The following is a 19,563-nucleotide window of genomic DNA, read 5'->3' on the forward strand; positions in this document are numbered from 1 at the left end:
TAAACAAAATTTATGAGAATATGCCATAAAAAGGAGCATATATGTCAAAAGTGAACAGAATGTTTGCGAAGAGAAGAGGAGGGTATCATGGAAAAAGCGAAAAAAACACTTGTCCGGGCATGGAATTATAAATGGATCTATCTGATGCTTTTACCTGTAGTCATTTATTTTATCGTGTTCCGGTATGCACCGATGTACGGCATTACCATTGCATTTAAAAACTACAATATTTTTAAGGGAATTTCCGAAAGTCCCTGGGTTGGATTTGAGATTTTTGAAAAAATCTTCGCAAATAAGAATTTCTGGTCAGCCATTAAAAATACGTTTATCCTGAATCTGGCATCGCTTGCAGTCAGTTTTCCGCTGACTATTATCGTATCTCTGATGCTGAATGAACTGGGACATGCGAAATTCAAAAAGATAACGCAGTCAATCCTTTACCTGCCGCATTTCATATCATGGGTAGTTGTTGCAGGAATCGCAACGAACATGTTTGCTCTGCAGGATGGAACGATCAATATGGTTCTGCAGAGACTGGGATTGGATTCGATACCGTTTTTGAGTGATAACGGATGGTGGATCTTTACCTATATCGCATGTAATGTGTGGAAAGAAATAGGATGGGGGACAATCATATATCTGGCAGCGCTTACCGGAGTTGATGAAAGCCTGTATGAGGCGGCTTATCTGGATGGGGCAAGCAAGTTCCAGCGCCTGATTTATATCACCCTGCCGAGCATTAAATCGGTTATAGTGACCATGCTGATCCTTTCCCTGTCCAAGATGATGTCAATCGGACTGGATGCCCCTCTGCTTCTGGGAAACAGCAAGGTCATGGGAGTATCGGAGGTAATCAGTACTTATACATACAGAATCGGTATTGAGAAGGCATTATACAGTGATTCGACAGCGATCGGATTGTTCCAGTCGGTTGTAAATATTATTATCCTGTTCGCTGCAGACCGGTTTGCTAAATTAATAGGTGAGGAAGGAATTTTATGAGGAGGAAAACATGTCTGTAAGAAAATTGACAAAGAAAAAAATAACGCTGGGTGTTGCGCTGAATTATATTCTGATCGCTCTTTTGACATTTGTATGCCTGTATCCTTTTTTGAATGTGCTTGCCTATTCCTTTAGCGGATATAATGCAGTTCTAGCCAAAGAGGTTACCTTTTATCCGATCGGTTTTACTCTGGATGCCTATAAACAGATACTGGGAAGAACCACAATCTGGACTGCCATGAAAACGACGGTTATCGTTACTCTTTTAGGTACTGCTTTAAGCCTGCTGCTCACAACTTTCGCAGCATATGCGCTTTCCATTTCGGATCTTCCGGGAAGAAAGGTGCTGACAGGTATGATTCTGTTCACGATGTATTTCGGAGGGGGCATGATCCCTACATTTCTGGTAGTTAAGAATGTGGGACTGTATGACAGCCTTGGTGCACTGTTTATTCCGCAGGCGGTAAGCGTATTCAATTTTATCGTAATGAGAACTTTCTTCAGGGAATTGCCTGAAAGCCTGCAGGATGCCGCCCGGATAGACGGAGCTTCCTATATGCAGGTGCTTGTCAAAATTATTCTTCCGCTGTCGCTGCCGATTATTGCGACTATAGGACTGTTTTATGCGGTTGGATACTGGAACTCTTATTTTGAAGCATTGATTTATATACAGGATGTTGATAAGTATACGCTCCAGCTCAGGCTGCGCTCCTTATTGTTTGGAAACGAGCTGACCAGCGCAAATTCAGCAGATAACGTTGTAGGCGCCATGGTATTGCCTCAGTCTTTGAAAATGGCAATCGTGACGGTTTCAACGGTTCCGATACTGATTGTTTATCCATGGCTTCAGAAGTATTTTGTTAAGGGCGTTATGCTTGGTTCTGTGAAAGGGTAAGTCTGGCCGAAAAGGTCATGATATAAAGCTTTATGAAAAAGTAGAAAGGGGAAAATTTAATGAAAAAGAAAAAAGTTCTTACAGGTCTTCTCGCATTGGCAATGACAGCATCATTATTTGCCGGATGCGGAAATGCCGCCGAAACCAACAATGGAGGCAGTCCTGCTGCGGACACCAGCGGCAGCGAAGCCGTGGCTGCAAGTGAAGCGGGAGGGGAGGAACAGGCGTCTTCCGGCGGATATCAGACTACATACGGTTCTAAACAGTTTGATGACGTGACGATTCAGGTTGAATTGTTTGACAGAGAAAATGCTCCCGAAGGGTCAACTATTACGGATAACAAATGGACAAAGTATATTCAGGAGGAAATGAAGAAGGTTGGTATTAACGTTGAATTCGTTATTGTTCCCAGAGCTGACGAGATTGATAAGATGACCAGTATGATGGCAGGAGGAATAGCTCCTGATATCGTACTGACTTATACCTACTCGAAAGCCAAAGAGTACTATGATCAGGGCGGTGTCTGGGATCTGTCAGAGTTTATTGACGGTGAAGGACAGGCTGAAAACTTAAAGAAGTACCTTGGAGAAAGTGTTATTGATATGGGAAGAATCAACGGGGATGAGCTGTATGGTATCGTGGCCAGACGTGCAACCACTTCCCGCAGTAACTTCTATGTCAGAAAGGACTGGATGGATGCACTTGGTCTTGAAGTGCCGGCCACTGTTGATGAGTTATACGATTTTCTGGAACAGATGGTTAAGAATAATCCGGAAGGAAAGACGGATGTAATCGGAACTACGCCCTGGGATGACGGATACTTCCTTGCAGCGTTTTCAAAGCTGGCATCCGATCCTGTGCAGTCTCTCGTTTCCTGTAAGCTTACAAGGGATTACGTTGATGAGGGAATGAAAGAGTTCTATCGTTTTAGAAATAAGCTTTATAATAATGGACTGGTACATCCTGAGTATTATGCGATTCCGACAGATGACTATATCAGTTATATTGTAAATGGCAACATGGCAACCTTTGAGGATCATGTCAACGCTAATATTGACGGCAGAAACGGCTATGCCCTGCAGACGCTGAGAACCAATTACCCTGAGGCTGATCTTGTGGCTATCCCGCCTCTTAAGAATGTCTGGGACGACAAGCAGTATACCACAACCTACTCGGAGGGTGGTCTGATCGCATTCATTCCCAAGACTGCAGATGAAGAAACGGTGGAAGCATGTGTTACCTATCTTGACTGGATGTGCACCAAAGAGGGAGGCTTTGCTGTTTCCCACGGATTTGAAGGGGAACATTTTGAGTATGATGAGGAAGGTGTCCCCGTTATTATCGATGCCGAGTACAATACAGCGGATAAAAACTGGATTAATGCCGATCTGTTTATTACAGGTAACGGAGGCTATTTTGAAACCGTAGAAGATTACAATAAGGCAACTGCATACCAGTATCCGGGATATGAAGATCACTTTATTCAGGGCCAGGAATATGCATTAATGGGAGATCATATCGGGGATATCGATGATTCTCTTTATACATCTCCTTCCCAGGCTGAACTTGCAGCAGACATTAACCTTGCCAAAGAAGAGTGGCTTGTTAAAGTCATCACATGTCCGGAAGCAGATTTTGACGCCAACTGGGATTCTTACATGGCAGCATTGAAGGAAGCCGGTGTTGAAACGATACACGAAGAGCGTACTGCCTATTTTGAAAGCAGATAAACGGATGTAAAGTGGAAGGTATCTGAGAGGGTACTGAACAGCTACAGTTTACGTAATAAATAATGAAGATGATTGAGCGCCCGGTCAGCTGCCGGGCACTCTGTCTAACCGATGATGCCAAAAGGCGGACTATATTATGAAAACAGATTTTTTTGAAGATATTCGGAACGGAAAGAAAAGATCGACAGCCTATCTGGAATATGTTATAGATAGCGAGGAGTCAAATAAATATCTGAAATATGATCTATTAAATAATTTTCAGACGGTTTATTTTGAGCTGGCAAGACTTGAACTTTTTAACAGAGGAATGGAAACCGGTCCGGTTCATATTCCTTATATTCAACGCTCTCTCTACAGGGTAAATGAAAGACTGGACTGCGGTGACTTCGTAATTCCGGCCTTTTTGACCATATTATACCGTTACAGCGATTCGCCGCTTTTGACAAAGGAAATAGTAAAAGAGTTGGAGGATTCTGTCCTCAATTTTAAATATTGGATTGATGAGCCTGGTGTGGACATTCACCTTCCCTGCTATTTTACGGAAAATCATCAGATCCTGTTTCACTCTGTTGAATATCTGGCAGGACAGCTCTATCCGGACAGAGTATTTACTAATAACGGGGAAAAAGGAGCGTGGCATAGAGAGCATGGACGCACCTATTTAAAACGATGGCTGACATGGCGGAAACGTTTCGGTTTTTCGGAGTGGCTTTCAAACGGATATTATGCCGAGGATATGCTGGGGCTTCTGATCCTGGCGCAGCTTGCTGAAGAAGAGGAAATACGCAGTGCGGCAGAGGGCCTGATGGAGCTTCTGTTCTTTGATATTGCCGTACATTCCTTTAAAGGAAATTTCTGCCCGACAAATGGAAGAATGTACAATGCCCCCACTATGAATCCGGAATTTTCTTCTGCGAATGCTATGGCTGCAGAGCAGTGGGGAACAGGATATGTGGACGGAGGTCTGGAGCCTGCCGCTATTTTACTGGCAGTTTATGATTACCAGTGCAGTGACGTTATCTGTGAGATTGCGGTTAATCCGCCAGAAGAATCAGAAAATAAACAGAGAATGAGCCTGAATGTGGAAGATTCCGAACGATACGGCATTGATCCGTCTGCTTTTGATAACATTATGCTGTACTGGAGTATGCATACATTTTATCATCGTTCCGTTATAAAAAATTCCAGAAAATTCTGCCCGGCGTGGTATAATATAGATGCGGCGGTTGCAGCGAACCTGGAGAAGTTTGAGATGTGTGATGCGGCAGGTGTGTACACGGATCCCGATCCCAATGCATCCGCATTGACACAGGTGGAGATTTATTCTTATCAAACGCAGGATTATATGTTAAGCTGTGCTCAGAACTACAGAAAAGGAAGAGGTAATTTCCAGCAGCATATCTGGCAGGCTTCTTTGGGGGGACGGGCTATTGTGTTTGCAACGCATCCCGGTTCCGGTGAATATAAAGGAAGGCCGAATTACTTTGTGGGAAACGGCTGTATGCCCAAAGCAACCGCATACAAGAATGTACTGATCTCTATTCACCGTATTCCGGCGGACAGTGCACATGGTCTTTGTACGCATGCTTATTTCCCGCAGAGAGAGTTTGATGAGGTAGTAATGAAAGATGGATGGATTTTCGGAAGGAAAGGCGAGGGATATGCAGCGCTTTACTCTCTGAAAAAGGGTTGGTGGAACGATAAAAACCCCGAATTATTCCGCTCTGTTTATAAGGATAATTGGGAGGAAGAGTACGAGAGGGCCCTTCCCTATGATTATTGGGTTCCAGGCCACGCAAATGCTTGGATCTGTGAAATGGGGGATCAGAAAACCTATGGAGGCTTTGAAAAATTTGCAGAAGCGGTATCGGCGGCACGCGTGGAAGGAGATACCTTTGGTATCAGTTATCAGTCACCGTCACTGGGACTCGTTACTTCCGGATGGGATAAGCCTTTTATAGTGGACGGATGTGAAATTGAAGTGGATCATTATAAAAGGTATGATAATCCTTATTGTCAGGCAGAGTTTGATACGAATATGTATGAAATATCATATCATGGGAAGACGCTTACCGTGGATTTTAAGGATATGGGAGATTTGGTATGAAGAAACTTACCCTTTTCGAACCGGAGTGGAGTATTGCAAAGGATATGGGAACGCTCAAGTCTCAGCTTTTGGTAATAGCAGACCGATACGTGGGAGCAAATCCGCCTACAACCTTCCGGGTGCGTGCGGTCGGCAGGGATCAGTTTGTACAATCTTCTGATGGAAGCTGGAAGCTTGATTTGACTTCTAAATTAGGAGCCGGTACAGATGGATATTCCATAATTGGCGGTATTTTGATGAGCGGCCTGGAAAAGACGGTTACCATAGGAATAACCTGTTTTTCTCCGGTAGAACTTTATTTAAACGATAATCTGATATTTCGTTCGACGTTTACGGATGAAATCAACCAGAATCTGTGGCATTCGATCGATGCTGAACTGAAACAGGGAAGGAACACGCTCACTTTGCTATGCAGAAGGACAGCTGCCGGTTTTGGCTGTCAGATTTCCCTGCCCCAGACAACCGTTTTGTCACCGCTGGAAGGAAGAGAAGGACAGGCAGGATGGGTATGGTCGGATTTGCTGGAGACAAAACCTGTGTGGAAGAGCGAGGCGGGAGACGGTCTGGATTGGAATTCGGAAGAGCTCGATCTTATCCATTGGAATCCGGACGCGGAAAAAGAAGCGATTGGTGCAGTCACTCCGCAGCAGAGGTTATTTCCTGAAGGCAGAGGATACTGCATTGCATGGTGTAAGCTGGAGAGGAGAGCAGAAAAGACGAAGGCGTGTTCCATGGTAATAGAGAGTTTCGGATATAATAAAGTATATCTGGGAGGAGAATTACTGCTTGCGTGTGAAGCAGGAACTTTTGAAATCCCTGTTCCCTTAAACGGCAGTGCGGATTTAAAGGTGATAAGCAGATGCACCGGAATGGCTTATGGCGCTATCGTACGGACAAAAGGATGCGGCATTCTGTCCCCCGGAAAAATAAATGGAACGTTTGAAAGCTGGGTCTATACTGGATGCTTTGAATCAGAGTGGGAAGCAAAACAGGAAGAGCTGTTTAATATACTGGTAATGCCCGGCGGAAAAAGATGGCTTCTTGACAGCAAAAATTTATGTCTCCGAACATTTTTTGAAGGCTCTTATGGTGATAAATACTGGGTCAGTCAGGGGGGAAGTGCTTTTGGAAGGTGGGATTATCCGCTGGGAGTAACACTTTTTGGCCTGCTCAGAACCGCTGTGAGCCTGGGAAAAGAGGATATTACATATTATGTTGAGAGCCATATAAAAACATGCGTATCCCTGTATGAATCAGCGATTTTTGATAAATCGCTGAATGGATATCCCGCCTTTGATCAAAATCTGGTGCGGCTGGAGTGCCTGGATGACTGCGGCTCTATGGGTCTTGCCATGCTGGAATGCTATAAGCTGGATCCGGATGAGAGATACTTGGAAATTGCTGACCGCATCAGGGAATTCATTGTACATAAGCTTCCGAAGCTGGAGGATGGAACCTTTTACCGTCCGTCCGCCGGTTCCCATGGCACTGCTACAATCTGGGCTGACGACTTATATATGAGTACGCCGTTTTTAAGGTGCCTTTATGATATTACTGGTGATATAGAGGTGCTTAAACTGGCGGCCGGACAGTTTCTGAAGTTTTCTTCCTATTTATTTATGCCGGAGGCAGGTGTGTTTTCCCATGTATATGATCTGAGCAGGAAATGTGCAACGGGGATTCCCTGGGGACGCGGAAATGGATGGGTATTATTTTCGCTGGCCTATTTTCTGGATGGCTTGACGGAAGAGGCGGAGAATTATAACGACCTCATGAAGCTGTTCCTGACGCTAAGCCATTCTTATCGAAAACTGCAGGGCGAGAAAGGATTGTGGCATCAGGTGCTTACGGATCCTTTGTCTTATGAAGAAGCCTCCTGCACCGCTATGTTTACGTTTGCTTTTTGTAAAGGCATCAAGAACGGGTGGTATGGAGAGGAAGCGCCTCTTTACAGAGAAGCGGCCGAAAGAGGATTTAAGGGATTGACAGAATATTGTATTGACAGAGACGGATCAGTCCACGGCGTATGTAAGGGTTCAGGATTCTCGTTCACAAAGGAATATTACAGTGACGAATTGTTTTGGGTGACCAATGACAATCATGGTATAGGGATTGTCCTGCTTGCAGGTAACGAACTGCTGTCCTTAGACAGCACGATGAAAAATTAATTTAACGGGGAAAATAAAATGATGATGTATACGGACAGCTCCAGAGGGCTGAATTTTGCAAAGGATCCGGCAGTAGTCCGTTTCCATAATCAATATTATATGTATTATACACTGAATCCCGGAAAGGCCATGCCGCAGAATGTATGGGGGATTGGGATTGCCCGGAGCACAGATTTGGAGAACTGGGAAAAAATTGCGGATATCGATCCGGAAGGCGAGCTGGAAGCTCCGGGGATCTGTGCTCCCGGTGCCTTTGTCCACGAAGGGAAGGTGCATCTTTTTTATCAGACGTACGGACGTTTTGAAAAGGATGCAATCTGTCATGCCTGGTCTGAGGATGGGATTCATTTTACCAGAAATACAACAAACCCGATTCTGCGGGCGGAGGGCGGCTGGAACAATGGAAGAGCTATTGATGCAGATGTCTGTGTTTTTCGGGGAGAACTGTTCTTATATTTTGCAACCAGAGATCCGAAAGGAAAGATACAGATGCAGGGTGTCAGCAAATGCCCTCTGGACGGAGAATTCAGACGGGACAGCTGGAAACAGTGTTGTGAGGATGCGATTCTGAGGCCGGAACTTCCCTGGGAACAGGATTGCATTGAAGCGGCGGCAGCGCTGTGCAGATATGAGAAGGTCTATCTGTTTTATGCGGGAGCCTATAATAATTGCCCTCAGCAGGTGGGAGTAGCTGTCAGTGAGGATGGGATTCATTTCAGGAGGCTGTATGATGAGCCTGTCCTGAAAAACGGCGCTCCCGGAAGCTGGAACGCCTCTGAGTCCGGGCATCCCTATGTATTTGAGGATGAGGATGGCCGCGTGTATCTGTTTTATCAGGGAAATAACGACAATGGGAAATCATGGTACCTGTCTAAGGTGGAGATCCAGTTTGAAAAGGAAATGCCGTCTGTGAAAACAGAGCGGGTTTAAATGTGTTTGAAAATGCATTCCCGCCGTCCCGCTTTGCGTGGGAAAAGTGTGACACTGGGGCTGTGGGCAAGGAGGAAACAAGGATATGAATATTGCGGTTCTGTCAGATATACACGGCAACTATGTGGCGCTGGAACGCTGTCTGTCCCATGTGTATTCGAGGCATATTGACACCTTTCTTTTCTTAGGGGATTATGTCGGCGAACTGGGATATCCGGAACGTTCGATGCAGCTGTTATATGAACTCAATAAAAGGTTTCCATGCTGGTTTATCAGGGGAAACAAAGAAGAATACTGGTTTTCTTACCGTGACGGCGGGGAGCAGGGGTGGAAGGATGGATCTTCCACAAGCGGTTCCCTCTTGTATGCATACCGCCGCCTGTCACCGGAGGATCTGTCATTTTTTGAAAAAATGGAAATATCCCGGGAAATAAAGCTTGAAGGCTTTCCCGTATTTACCGCATGTCATGGATCCCCGTACCGGGTGAATGACAAGCTGCTTCCGGAGGATGAAAAGACAATGCGGATAATGGATCGTGTGGAAACACCGCTCGTTCTGTGCGGGCATACCCATGTACAGAGAAAAATAGCGTATGGGGAAAAAAACGTTTTGAACCCCGGCGCGGTGGGAATCCCGCTCGGCAGCGGCGGAAAGACGCAGTATATGATACTGCATGGGGAAAACGGCGCATGGAGGGAAGAATTTATCAGCCTGTCTTATGATACGGACAGGGTGATCCGGGAAATGTATGAGGCAGGCATGCAGTTTCATGCCCCTTACTGGAGCCTGATAACGGAGAAGATTCTCCGGGAAGGCAAGGTATCTCATGGAACGATTCTGGGACGGGTTATGGAATTGTGTAAAACGGATTGCGGCTGTTGTAACTGGCCCGATATCCCGGAGAAATACTGGGAGCAGGCAATCGGTGAACGGCATTGGAAGAAGGGGGAGGATGCGGATAATGAAAATAGTACGGCTGTCGGGAGAGGATAAGGAAAAGCTGTCGGAATGCGCCCGGCTTTTGCTGGAATGCTTTGCGCATGCCTGGAATACATGGGAGGAAGCGGAGGCGGAAATTCCCTGTCTCCTGGAAGCGGGCCCGGTGCTGGCGGCGGTGGAGGAAGAGCAGGTTCTCGGTTTTGTGGGTGCCCGACCCACCTACGGGCCATATGGATGGGAACTCCATCCGCTGGTGGTGAAAACGGGAGCAAGAAAACAGGGAATCGGCAGTCTGCTTGTAAAGGAAATCGAAAAAGAAGCGCTGGAGCAGGGGGCTGTCGTCCTGTATCTGGGGACGGACGATGAGGACGGTGCCACAAGCCTTTCCAGAGGGGATCTTTTTATCGATACCTTTCAAAAAATAGAAAATATAAGGAATGAGAAAAACCATCCCTATGAATTTTACCAGAAAAACGGTTATCGTATCGTGGGAGTCCTGCCGGATGTGAACGGCTATGGCAAACCGGACATTTACATGGCGAAGAGACTGCGTGAAAAAGGAGGAGAATAACAATGGAACTTATGGAATTGCTGGCAGGAAGGCGTACCTATCGGAGATTCCTGCAAAAAGAGATAAGCAGGGATATTATTGACGAAATTCTTTATGCGGCAAGGCTGGCCTCCAGCGCTGCCAATAAACAGCCTTTGAGCTATGTGGTGATCCGGGATGCCGGAAACGTGGAAGATGTTTTTCAATGTACCCGGTGGGCAGGCTATCTTCCTCCCGGGGACGGCCAGCCGAAGGACGGGGAGAAGCCGGTCCTGTTCATTGCGGTAGTTGAGAACCTGTCTGTCAGCCCGGACTGTGATACGGACGCCGGCCTGGCTATTGGAAATATGACACTGGCGGCCTGGAACCACGGCGTGGGGAGCTGTATCATCGGCGCATGTGACAAAACAAAGCTTTCCGCGATGTTCGGACTGACGCAGGAGCAGAAGCTGCACACGGTGGTAGCGTTCGGTTATCCATCCCACAAAAGCCGCATTACGGATGCGGAAGAACCCGGGGATATCAAATATTACCTGGATGAGAACAGAGATTACGTGGTACCTAAAAGAAAAAGGGAGGATGTGGTAACCTTTCTCTAAGGATAAGGTTTTGCCGGCCATTTAGGAGAAAAGGGGAAAAAGAAAAACAACAGCTGCAAAAGTGTAAAAAGCATGGTATCTGCCGTGCTTTTTTACATTTCAGGCAGGATTCACGCCATTCCCCGGTTTTTAAGAAAAGCTTAAGTATTTTGCTTTTCTTAGTACTTGACAATACATAGTAGTATACATAATATAGTAATTGACGGAGACTTTTTTTAATCGTTCAGCAGGCCGGTGCTGCCGTATCGGAGGGTATGGTGCAAAGCCAGCCGGAAGCGGAAAAGTAACCATTTCGGAAACATGTCGGTAAATTTTTAAGGGAGCAGGAAAATGGATAAAGATGAATTTTTGAAGGAGCTGCAATCGTACCTCTCTGTTTTGGAGGAGGGGGAACAGGCGGATATTCTGGAAGAATATGCCCAGCATATCGATATGAAAATCAGTGCGGGGCTCAGTGAGGCGGAGGCTGTCCGTTATTTTGGAAATGTACGGGAGCTTGCAGCCAGGATTCTTGAAGCCTACCATGTGAATCCGGGATACCGGGATTTAGGGGCGGACGGAGGAATGACTGCCTCTGAACCGGAAAAAAGTTCGGTGTTTAACGAAATAGCTGATACCCTGGAGGAGACTGCCGGACATATTGCGGATTATACGGTGGATACCGGCAGGGCAATAAAAAACATGGGGAAACAGTTTCTGGTGACAGCCGGAGAGATTATGGAAATAATCGGAGAAGTTTTAGGCGCCCCGTTCCGTTGGCTGGGAGACTGGATCACGGGAGAAAAAGTTGGCGGAGGCATACGGGACGGGGAACTTTTGCAGCAGGGATCGGAGGATGCGAGGCCGGAGACGGACAGGGCCGGTTTTGATAGGGGAAGCAACGGCCTTGGGAATATGTTTGGGGAAATCGGCATTGTTTTTTCGCAGTTCTTTTTATGGTGCGTCAGATGGTGCCGGAACATTGTTGTGATTGCGGCGGCTTTGTGCGGCGGCATTTGCGGCTTGTTTCTGTTATTCCTTCTGGCAATGCTTCTTGTATTGCTGCTGCAGGGATACCCCCTTGCAGGAGTTACTGTTGCCTGCTTCGGAGGGGTATTGTGCGCGGGGGCCTTTACCTTCTTTTGCACTACGCTTCTGATGCACAGGCGGGTATAGGGAGCGTTTCGCCGTAATTCTGTTTCACATTGACCAGCCATACAAATCTGTCATATAATCCGTATAGATAACAGCAACGGAAAACAGGAGGAAGAATTGTGGCAAAATTACGAAAAATGCTGGGAGCGGCTGACTCTCCCTATATATTGTCGCTGATGCGGCTGATAGAAACACAGAGTAAGACAACAATTGCGGATTGGTGCGTCGATTATGCTAAGGCCCACATCCTGGAAATTTATCAAAAAGCATATCCGCAGGATGAGAGAGTCCCCCGGGTGCTTGCTGCTTACCGGCAGTTCCGTCAGGGGGAAGACAAAGTCTCCGCGGGAATAAAGGTGCCGGAGTTGAAAAAGGCGGTAGCCCGGGCAAATGACGCGGCGAAGGAAGCGGATGCAAATCCGGCAGCCCAGGCGGCGGCCAGAGCGGTGGGACAGGCCGCCGCATCCATCTATACGCCCACCCATTCCCTTGGGCTGGCATTTTATGGCGCGGCAGCTATCGCCTATGACCGTGTGGGGCTGGAAGAAAAGCCGGAGGTATATGACGGGATTGCAGCACAGGAATGTGAAAAAATGGAAGCGGCGCTGCGCGCGGTGGCGGTAGAGGATGAACCAAACCCTGCTAAAATCAATTGGTATTGCTGAAACAAGATAGAAAAGATAGAATAGAAACAGGAGGAAACGGTAAATGGAAAGGGAAGAGCTGCTGGCGCTCGTTAGGGAAATGAGGGAGGATGACAGGAAAAGGCGGGAGGCCTCAGGGGTCCCCGCGGCAGGAGAAGAACGCTTCGTACCGGTAAGGGGAGGAAAAGCAAGGATCCTTTACTACCCCGCAGAAGCAGGAGCCCCTGTTTTCTTCAACGTACACGGAGGCGGTTTTGTAGCGGGAACTCCCGAAGGGGATGACCTGTTCTGCCGGAGAGTGAATGAACAGCTGAAGATCCATGTGGTGAACGTGGAATACAGGCTTGCGCCGGAGTGCATGTTTCCCGGGGATAAGGAAGATGTATACGACGTGGTTTCCTATATATGTGCCCACCCGGAAGAATATCCGGCGGACAGAACCAAAATGATTATCGGCGGGCACAGTGCAGGGGCGAATATATCCGCAACGGTCTGCCTGATGGCGAAAAAATCCCGGGAATTCTGTTTCGCGGCTCAGATACTGGATTACCCGCCGCTGGATATTTATACTCCCGCCGGGCAGAAATTCTATACCGAGGGAGCTATTCCCCCTCAGGTAGCCGAAGTCTTTAATGCCTGCTACCGGAAGGAAGAGGATGCCAAAAACATCCTGTGTTCCCCTTATTGGGCACAGCCGCAGGATTTGGAGGGACTTCCCGATGCCCTTGTGATTACCTGTGAGATTGACTCTCTCCGGGAAGAAGGGGAAGAATATGCCAAGAAGCTTATGCAGGCCGGAGTAGAGGTTACCGGAAAACGGTTTATGAAAGCCGCCCATGGCTTTACAATGGCGGAGGACGAAGCGGGAATAGCCGGGCAGCAGTATATGATTGACTATATGAAGAGAAAACTCAATGGATAAATGCCGCCGGCATTTATCCGGACGGAAAAAACAAGATAAAAAAGGATGCCGTTTCCCACCGGGAAAGACATCCTTTATTTTTATCCATACTTCATTTTCCATTCTAGCACACTGCAAAAATAAAGTCTAGTAATATTTTTTGTTTTGAGTAAAATGTTCTATATGGAAGGTAACCGTTCAGACGGCCTCTTGTGTCTTGTGGGCGTCTGATCGATTACATATGCAAGAGCCAGAAACAGCGCATGAAAGGAGCAGAACATGAAGCCGGAAGAGAATAGAACGGTCCCCGGAGCATTCCAGCAGGAGGAAGAAGCATATCTTGCCAAAACGTTGGCAGTAGTCCGGGATAATGTGAAAAATTACGGCAGTGAAGTGTCCCGGATGCAGGCGGACATTGATGAAATGCTGGAACATTACCATGACAACAACGTGGAAGTCCTTACGCTCCTGAATAACACGGTTACCATGCACGCTCATATGAAGCGTGCGCTTGCCCGGAATGAAAAGGCGCTGAAGAAGCCCTACTTCGGAAGGATCGTGTTCCGGGATGAGGAGCTGAAAAGGGAAGAATCCCTATATATCGGCAAGGGAGGTATTTCCAGGGATACCACCCACTGGATGGTAGTGGATTGGAGGGCCCCGGTAGCCAACGCGTACTATGAAAACGGCCTCGGGAAATGCACCTATCCTGCACCGGGGGATAAACAGCGTAAAATAGACCTGAAAAGGAAGCGTACCTATGAAATCGAGAACGGAAAGCTTCTGGATTATTATGATTCCGAGGTGGTGACCAACGATGAGCTTCTGACCAAATACCTGGCGAAAAACAAACAGGCGGTGCTGGGGGAAATCATTGCCACCATACAGAAGGAGCAGAATGATATCATCCGTAAATCCCCGTACCACAATATGATTGTCCAGGGTGTTGCCGGTTCCGGAAAAACCACGGTAGCCATGCACCGGATTTCCTACATCCTTTACAACTACCCGGAACGGTTTAAGCCGGATGATTTTTACATTGTGGGAAGCAACCGGATCCTGTTGAATTACATTACGGGGGTACTGCCGGATCTGGATGTTTACGGCGTCCGCCAGATGACAATGGAACAGCTGTTTGTACGGCTGTTATATGAGGACTGGGACGATGCAAAGTACCGGATTCGGGCAACCGACAGGGTGGGGAAGAAAGGCTGTGTCCGGGGAACCTTGGGATGGTTTAAGGATCTGGAAGCTTATTGCCGCAATCTGGAATGGCGTGTTATTCCCAGAGAATCCATCTATTTGAACCCCAGGCAGTTTGTGGAAGGGTTCCGGGACGGGAAAACCGGTGTTTTTGATGAAACGCAAGGGAAACCGGCGAAGCCGGGGGATCTCGTGGAGCTTATGCCCCGGGACGCCGTGGAACGCTATATCCTGCAGAACCCTTCCGTATCTGTCCAGAGTAAAATTGATATGCTTAATGAAAGGATCCTTAGTAAAGTAAAAGATGAGTTCCTGGGAAAAGGCGTAAAATATACGGAAGCGGAACGTAAAGCCATACAAAGGGCTTTCCGGGGCCGGTATGGGGGGAAGACATGGAAGCGCTCCATATTCGATATCTATGAGGATTTCCTAACAGGACAGATACGTAAGGGGTGTGATGTGGATATCCCCGGCACGGAATTTGATGTGTATGATCTGGCGGCGCTGGCCTATATTTATAAGCGTATCAAGGAAACGGAGGTAATCAGCGAGGCTCATCACGTAGTGATCGATGAGGCACAGGATTTTGGGATGATGGCTTATGCGGTACTGGATTTCTGCATCCGGGAATGTACCTATACCATCATGGGTGATGTTTCCCAGAATATTCATTTCGGATATGGCCTGAATGACTGGGAGGAACTGAAGGAACTGCTTCTTTCCGGGGAAAGGGACAGCTTCGGGGTGCTGAAAAAGAGCTACCGGAATACGGTGGAAATATCGGATTTTGCTACGGATATCCTTCATCACGGGCAGTTTTCCAGCTATCCGGTGGAACCGATTATCCGTCATGGAAAAAAAGTACAGGTGCAGAAAACCGGGGACAGGGATGCTCTGATCCGGAAAGCGGCGGCAGTGTGCCAAAGCTGGCAGGAAAATGGTTACGACACCATCGCCGTGGTATGCAGAGACAGAGAAAATGCGGCAAAGACAGCCGCCGAGCTGGATAAATACATCACCGTCCAGGAAAGTGATTTGGAAAAGGCCGTTTTTGACAAAGGGATCATGGTGCTTCCTGTGGAATATACCAAAGGCCTGGAATTTGACGCCGTACTAATCCTGGATCCCACGTTGGACGAATACCCGGTGGAGGACGGACATGCCAAGCTGTTATATGTGGCGGCAACCAGGGCCTTACACGAACTTCATGTGCTGCATACCGGAAACCTCACCGGACTGATAGCCGATCCCCTTCCGAAAAGGCCGGCTCCGGCCAGACCCATGGAGGAAAAGGGAAAAGAGGAAACTAAAAAGAACGAAAAAAGGAAGATACCGAACACGGATAACGGCACCGTATCCAAAAAGCGGATCTCCATAGTCTGCAATCCATCGCCCGATAAGGGCGTCCAGACACATTCCGCAGCCGAAAAAGCGGTACTTCCGGTGAAGAAGCCTTCTGCTGTTCCCGCCGGACGACAGGCAGCCGCATTCTCCGTGGGCAGCCGTCCCGGTGTGGGAAGTTCTGCCGGTGTGGGAAACTCTTCTGGTGTAGGAATCCCTTCCGGTGTGGGAAAACCCTCCGTTTCAGGTACAGGAAGCAGAAGGCCCGTCATCGTTCCGGCCGCCGCGACAACGGAAGCCCGGCCGCGGGGAAATGTCCCGGCGGCGGGAAACCGGCCCGTTTCAAAAGAGATGGCTTCTGCCGGGAAAGGCAATACCGCCCCCGCATTCGGGGATCTGCCCGCCACGGAAAAGCTGCGTCCGGCCGGCCATGGAAAGCTTGATTTGGCAGTGCGGTGGGTTACGAAGCAGCCGGACGGCCTTTATATCCAGAGCAGGTACGGCATCCTGCGCCTGAGCCCGGTGGGAAGCGCCATCGTACGTGTGACCTTTGCGAAGGGGCAGCAGATCACGGAAGGCTCCGGCCGGCTTATCACGGTGGACAGGACCGAGAAGGCCTGGATGTACAAAGAGGTGGGAAACGGTGTGGAGCTTACTACAGACGAACTCTGTCTGCGGGTGGATAAAGCGACCGGATCTATCCGTTATATGACACGGGACAAAAAACTGCTTCTATCCGAGCGCTCCAGGGAAAGCCGTCAGATAGAAACCGGGGCAGGTCCTGTTGACAAAAGCTGGCTCTACCTGGACTGGCCGAAGGAAGAAATGGTATATGGAATGGGAGCGGGAGTTAACAGCGGACTAAAGCTGCGGGGCTGTGCCAGATATATATCCCACTGCGGCGCCGGGGAACTGCCTCTGCTTCTTTCCGATAAAGGCTATGGCCTCCTGCTGGCAACCGAAAATCCGGTTTTCACCTGTGATATACCGGTTTACGGCACCTATCTGTATACGGAAAAGGAAACGCAGCAGGACTATTATTTCATCGGAGGGAAAAAACCGGCCACTATTCTGAATGCATATGCTTATCTGTGCGGTAAGCTGTAAGAAGCATGGTGGAAAAACATGACATACTGCTGTCAGCATTTCTTTGCTATACTGGAAGCATCCACAGAGAAAAGAGGAATACTGATGAACTGGAACGAAACCTATGGCCCGGGCAGCCAGCCGGACAGCGAAGCTATCAGCAGGTATGTCGGATGCCCTTACTGGAACGAACTGATCACTTATCTGGAGCTGACCTATGGTGCTGCCGGACGGACGGAATACAGCCGCTGCTCCGGCAAACCGGGATGGAATGTGAAATACAGAAAAGGCAGCAGGGGGATCTGCACCCTGTACCCGGATGAGGGCTATTTTACCTGCCTTGTATCTATCGGAAGCAAAGCGGCGGATAAGGCGGAACCCGCACTCCTGGCATGCACTCCTTATGTGAGAGAATTGTATGCGCAGGCCCCGCCCTATAATGGAGGAAGATGGCTGATGATCGAAGTCACGGATCCTGCTATTCTGCAGGATGTGAAAACACTGATTGCCGTTCGGATGGATACAAAAAAGAAATAAGAGGTAAGGAAATGTTACGAAAGGCGGAGAAAGACAATCTGTTTTCTTCGCCTTTCCCTATGTCTAATCATAGCCTGTAATACACGGATTAACAGGAATATGGATATCTCCGGGTAACGGCTCAGACATGACTGAACTTTTATAATACTGCACCTTTATACAAATAATAGTGCACCTTCCCTCTTTTAAAGTTATGATATAGTAAAATATAATCGGGTTAAGTCCGGTGATTGGGCAGGAAGCTCTCCTACAGAGATTTTTTCTCAAGGCCCGGTTTGACCGCCACAGGGGGAAGCACTATGAAACTTTTTATTGCAGAAGATGAAGAATGGATAAGACGGGGAATTAAAAAAATGATTCGCTGGAAGGAACTGTCCCTGGAACTTGCAGGAGAGGCGGATAACGGCATATCGGCAGCTGAGGAAATACGGAAGTGTAAGCCGGATATTGTGCTGGCAGATATACGCATGCCCGGATTGGACGGACTGGAACTGGTAAGCAGATTGAAACTGGATACAGATGCGAAATATATATTTATCAGCGGCTACAAAGAGTTTGAATATGCGAGAAAGGCAATAGAACTCAATGCAGTTAGTTATCTTTTAAAACCTGTCGATCCGGAAGAACTGAATGAAGTGCTTCATGCGGCAACAGAAGAGATCATGAAAGACAGACAGAAGAACCGGTCAGCAGGCGGGCAGGATTACCTTTTAAGGGTATTGGAGGAGCAGATTATTCCGGAGGAAAAAGAGCAGAGATATTTTACGGTTTTACTGATGCCAGGAAGTGCCGGCTGGTTTACGGAGGACACCCGGATAAAGTTTCTTGCTGTTCTGGACAGTTACCGGAATAAGGGGATGAAGGGGGAACTTCACAGAAAATCGAGAGACGAACATGTAATTATTTTTTCTGCATCCGGGAAACAGGCGTTTGATCTTCATTTGAAACACTGCCTGGCTTCTCTGAAGGCAGAATCCCTGGCAAATGTTGTATGGACGGTGGGAAAAACAGTCGACAGAATGACAGATATCCCTGTGTCCTACAATCAGGCATGGCAGGCCTATGTACACAGGCCATTGAAATATACGGAAGGTATTATTTATTATGAAGAAATGGAACTGGCGGGTATTTTTATACTTCCTTTTTCTGAGGAAACGGAGAAAATATGGATCGGACTGGAAAATGGTGATGTACAGCGGGTGCAGCAGGAACTGGATCATCTGTTTTGTAAATTAGGGGAAACGGAGGGGTTGGGGATACAGGGCCTTGTTGACGTTATTTTTTATATGGCACTGGATTTTGCAGGAAGAATTCAGAAAAGAGGGGTGGGAACCACCTTATATTACGCACGCTGCCAGGAACTTTCCGGAAAGAGATTTCAAGTAAAAAATGCACAGGAGGTAAAGCTGTGGCTGGAGAAACTGTTGGAGGATATGTACGGCGGCTTAAAAAGAGAACAGGCTAAAAGCGTCCAGGTTGCAGTGGAACAGGTTGCCTCTTATATTGACCGACATTATATGGAAGAATTTTCTCTTGGAGATATGGCCGAAATGGTTTGGCTGAATACCTCTTATCTGAGCAGTTCCTTTAAAAAAGTAACAGGAGTTACTTTTTCTGACTATATAATGAAGAAACGAATGGAAAAAGCCTCGGAACTGATACGAAATACCGGTTTAGGCATTGGAGAAATTGCCGGTATGGTGGGATATGAGAATGTAAAATATTTTTCCCGCATCTTTTCCAGAACGATGCATATGTCCCCGTCCCAATACAGGGAGATGCAGAAGGAGAAGTAA

At 47.6% G+C, this 19,563-nt stretch carries 15 protein-coding genes; all 15 read left to right on the plus strand.

Annotation, left to right across the window (positions count from 1 at the left end):
* Positions 1 to 87: 87 nt before the first annotated feature.
* The 15 genes from DXA36_RS10420 to DXA36_RS10490 all read left to right on the plus strand — a co-directional run bounded on the left by DXA36_RS10420 (position 88) and on the right by DXA36_RS10490 (position 19,563).
* Positions 88 to 1,002, plus strand: a complete 915-nt coding sequence (locus DXA36_RS10420) for an ABC transporter permease (protein ID WP_182479005.1) — start codon at positions 88 to 90, stop codon at positions 1,000 to 1,002.
* Between the two features lie 10 nt (positions 1,003 to 1,012).
* The gene (locus tag DXA36_RS10425; protein ID WP_118678844.1) at positions 1,013 to 1,897 is read left to right on the plus strand and encodes a carbohydrate ABC transporter permease; all 885 of its coding nucleotides are present in this window, start codon (positions 1,013 to 1,015) and stop codon (positions 1,895 to 1,897) included.
* A gap of 59 nt (positions 1,898 to 1,956) precedes the next feature.
* Positions 1,957 to 3,627, plus strand: coding sequence for an extracellular solute-binding protein (locus DXA36_RS10430; RefSeq protein ID WP_118678846.1), 1,671 nt, complete (start codon positions 1,957 to 1,959; stop codon positions 3,625 to 3,627).
* A 136-nt stretch (positions 3,628 to 3,763) separates the two neighbouring features.
* Complete coding sequence (locus tag DXA36_RS10435) at positions 3,764 to 5,734, plus strand: hypothetical protein (protein ID WP_118678848.1); 1,971 nt, start codon at positions 3,764 to 3,766, stop codon at positions 5,732 to 5,734.
* A complete protein-coding gene (locus DXA36_RS10440; protein WP_118678850.1) occupies positions 5,731 to 7,902 on the plus strand; it encodes a glycoside hydrolase family 88/105 protein in 2,172 nt (723 codons plus the stop codon). The genes DXA36_RS10435 and DXA36_RS10440 overlap by 4 nt, the downstream gene beginning before the upstream one ends.
* Before the next feature lie 18 nt (positions 7,903 to 7,920).
* Positions 7,921 to 8,832, plus strand: coding sequence for a family 43 glycosylhydrolase (locus DXA36_RS10445; RefSeq protein ID WP_207666354.1), 912 nt, complete (start codon positions 7,921 to 7,923; stop codon positions 8,830 to 8,832).
* 85 nt (positions 8,833 to 8,917) lie between these two features.
* Entirely contained in the window at positions 8,918 to 9,826 is a 909-nt protein-coding gene (locus tag DXA36_RS10450) for a metallophosphoesterase family protein (protein ID WP_118678852.1), read from the plus strand.
* Positions 9,795 to 10,343, plus strand: coding sequence for a GNAT family N-acetyltransferase (locus DXA36_RS10455; RefSeq protein ID WP_182479006.1), 549 nt, complete (start codon positions 9,795 to 9,797; stop codon positions 10,341 to 10,343). Before DXA36_RS10450 ends, DXA36_RS10455 begins: the two co-directional genes overlap by 32 nt.
* A 2-nt stretch (positions 10,344 to 10,345) precedes the next feature.
* A complete protein-coding gene (locus DXA36_RS10460; RefSeq protein ID WP_118678856.1) occupies positions 10,346 to 10,921 on the plus strand; it encodes a nitroreductase family protein in 576 nt (191 codons plus the stop codon).
* Positions 10,922 to 11,251: 330 nt separating this feature from the next.
* Complete coding sequence (locus tag DXA36_RS10465) at positions 11,252 to 12,076, plus strand: DUF1700 domain-containing protein (RefSeq protein WP_118678859.1); 825 nt, start codon at positions 11,252 to 11,254, stop codon at positions 12,074 to 12,076.
* A 98-nt stretch (positions 12,077 to 12,174) separates the two neighbouring features.
* Positions 12,175 to 12,720, plus strand: a complete 546-nt coding sequence (locus DXA36_RS10470) for a putative immunity protein (RefSeq protein ID WP_118678861.1) — start codon at positions 12,175 to 12,177, stop codon at positions 12,718 to 12,720.
* Positions 12,721 to 12,763: 43 nt separating this feature from the next.
* Positions 12,764 to 13,621 carry an alpha/beta hydrolase gene (locus DXA36_RS10475; RefSeq protein ID WP_118678863.1) on the plus strand — a complete coding sequence of 286 codons (858 nt, stop codon included), beginning with the start codon at positions 12,764 to 12,766 and terminating at the stop codon, positions 13,619 to 13,621.
* A gap of 258 nt (positions 13,622 to 13,879) precedes the next feature.
* Positions 13,880 to 17,251 carry an ATP-binding domain-containing protein gene (locus DXA36_RS10480; protein ID WP_118678865.1) on the plus strand — a complete coding sequence of 1,124 codons (3,372 nt, stop codon included), beginning with the start codon at positions 13,880 to 13,882 and terminating at the stop codon, positions 17,249 to 17,251.
* 84 nt (positions 17,252 to 17,335) lie between these two features.
* Positions 17,336 to 17,767 carry a DUF3788 domain-containing protein gene (locus DXA36_RS10485; RefSeq protein WP_118678867.1) on the plus strand — a complete coding sequence of 144 codons (432 nt, stop codon included), beginning with the start codon at positions 17,336 to 17,338 and terminating at the stop codon, positions 17,765 to 17,767.
* A gap of 299 nt (positions 17,768 to 18,066) precedes the next feature.
* A complete protein-coding gene (locus tag DXA36_RS10490) occupies positions 18,067 to 19,563 on the plus strand; it encodes a response regulator transcription factor (RefSeq protein WP_118678869.1) in 1,497 nt (498 codons plus the stop codon).

The organism is Eisenbergiella sp. OF01-20, assembly GCF_003478085.1.
Taxonomy (GTDB): Bacteria; Bacillota; Clostridia; order Lachnospirales; family Lachnospiraceae; genus Eisenbergiella.

Excerpts from the sequence above, each read along its gene's own strand:
- DXA36_RS10450 (WP_118678852.1), top strand. The coding sequence starts at position 8,918 with ATGAATATTGCGGTTCTGTCAGATATACACGGCAACTATGTGGCGCTG.
- DXA36_RS10425 (WP_118678844.1), top strand. The coding sequence starts at position 1,013 with ATGTCTGTAAGAAAATTGACAAAGAAAAAAATAACGCTGGGTGTTGCG.
- DXA36_RS10485 (WP_118678867.1), top strand. The coding sequence starts at position 17,336 with ATGAACTGGAACGAAACCTATGGCCCGGGCAGCCAGCCGGACAGCGAA.
- DXA36_RS10490 (WP_118678869.1), top strand. The coding sequence starts at position 18,067 with ATGAAACTTTTTATTGCAGAAGATGAAGAATGGATAAGACGGGGAATT.
- DXA36_RS10440 (WP_118678850.1), top strand. The coding sequence starts at position 5,731 with ATGAAGAAACTTACCCTTTTCGAACCGGAGTGGAGTATTGCAAAGGAT.
- DXA36_RS10420 (WP_182479005.1), top strand. The coding sequence starts at position 88 with ATGGAAAAAGCGAAAAAAACACTTGTCCGGGCATGGAATTATAAATGG.
- DXA36_RS10435 (WP_118678848.1), top strand. The coding sequence starts at position 3,764 with ATGAAAACAGATTTTTTTGAAGATATTCGGAACGGAAAGAAAAGATCG.
- DXA36_RS10455 (WP_182479006.1), top strand. The coding sequence starts at position 9,795 with ATGAAAATAGTACGGCTGTCGGGAGAGGATAAGGAAAAGCTGTCGGAA.
- DXA36_RS10475 (WP_118678863.1), top strand. The coding sequence starts at position 12,764 with ATGGAAAGGGAAGAGCTGCTGGCGCTCGTTAGGGAAATGAGGGAGGAT.
- DXA36_RS10465 (WP_118678859.1), top strand. The coding sequence starts at position 11,252 with ATGGATAAAGATGAATTTTTGAAGGAGCTGCAATCGTACCTCTCTGTT.
- DXA36_RS10445 (WP_207666354.1), top strand. The coding sequence starts at position 7,921 with ATGATGATGTATACGGACAGCTCCAGAGGGCTGAATTTTGCAAAGGAT.
- DXA36_RS10480 (WP_118678865.1), top strand. The coding sequence starts at position 13,880 with ATGAAGCCGGAAGAGAATAGAACGGTCCCCGGAGCATTCCAGCAGGAG.
- DXA36_RS10430 (WP_118678846.1), top strand. The coding sequence starts at position 1,957 with ATGAAAAAGAAAAAAGTTCTTACAGGTCTTCTCGCATTGGCAATGACA.
- DXA36_RS10460 (WP_118678856.1), top strand. The coding sequence starts at position 10,346 with ATGGAACTTATGGAATTGCTGGCAGGAAGGCGTACCTATCGGAGATTC.